Genomic DNA, 1,200 nt, shown 5'->3' on the forward strand with positions numbered 1-1,200 from the left:
TTTCAATAAGGTTCTTTTGTTTTATGAAAACTTCAAAAAAAGCGTTGTTGGGCATGTGGCTTTTTAGACTCAATTAAATGGGGAAAACAAGGAGGGAAGCAGCGATATAAATGTAAAAACTGCGGCATTCTTTTTACGGCATCTAATACCGGAGTAGCAGACTCCAATCGGTTTATCTGGTTTTACAAATGGGTAGTAGGAAGAAGGACTTTGGATCAGTTAGTGATGGAGAGTGGCTACAGTAAACGGACCTTACAGCGCTATTTCGTCAGTTGTTTATGTCATCCACCCAAGCTGAGCGTCTATCCCTCCGAGAAGGTAAATTTGCTCATAGATGGCACCTATTTCAGTCGTGATTTATGTCTGGTATTGTATCGTGATAATACCGTTAAATTCACACAACTCTACCGCCTGACCAACGGAGAAAAGTATGAGGAACTGAAAGAAGATTTGGAAAACCTGTTTTCCCTTGGAGTGAATATTGAATCTATTACTTGTGATGGGCATCGTGCCTTGCTGAAAGCCATCCGTGTTGTCTGTCCCAACATTACCCTGCAGCGATGCGTAATCCATGTCCAACGAATGTGTCGAATATGGCTCTCCAGTAAACCTAAGAGCCTTGCTGGCCAAGAATTGAGAAGAATTGTATCCAAACTCCATCTAATCAAAACCAAGGAGGAATTGAGCCATTGGTTACTAGGATTGGCTACCTGGGATAAAACATACCATGAGTACACCCATCAAAAAACAGTAAACCCTCTCACTGGAAAATATTGGTATACCCACAAATTATTGAGGAGATCTTTTTCTGTCCTTAGGACTGCTTTACCTCATCTGTTTGAATACCTGGACAATCCACGAATCCCAAAATCAACCAACGGCCTAGAGTCTTTTTTTGGTCATCTAAAGAATAATCTGGTCATCCACAGAGGCCTTTCTACAACCAACAGAAAAAACTTCCTAAAGTGGTACTTGTACTTCAAAAACGAAAAGCGGAAGAAGGTTTTCCTAGCCATAAAACAAGAAGAATGAAGCACTAAAAAAAGGTCTCCCAATCTAGGAGACCCTTCATTCCACTTGGCAGTTTCTATTGCTGTTAAGTTGCTCCTCAGCAGAGCTTAAGTCCTCTTCAAAACGGCAAGGAATTATATGAAATATTTAAACCAAAAACACCAACTATTTTTGGCCACATTACCTTAA

1 protein-coding gene is annotated in these 1,200 nt (G+C 40.4%); it reads left to right on the forward strand.

Going from position 1 to position 1,200, the window contains the following annotated elements:
- The first annotated feature begins 72 nt into the window (after positions 1 to 72).
- Positions 73 to 1,032 carry an IS256 family transposase, variant Zn-binding type gene (locus tag QOL76_RS21225; RefSeq protein WP_417281672.1) on the forward strand — a complete coding sequence of 320 codons (960 nt, stop codon included), beginning with the start codon at positions 73 to 75 and terminating at the stop codon, positions 1,030 to 1,032.
- Positions 1,033 to 1,200: the final 168 nt, after the last annotated feature.

This window comes from Algoriphagus winogradskyi (genome assembly GCF_900182815.1).
Taxonomy (GTDB): Bacteria; Bacteroidota; Bacteroidia; order Cytophagales; family Cyclobacteriaceae; genus Algoriphagus; species Algoriphagus winogradskyi.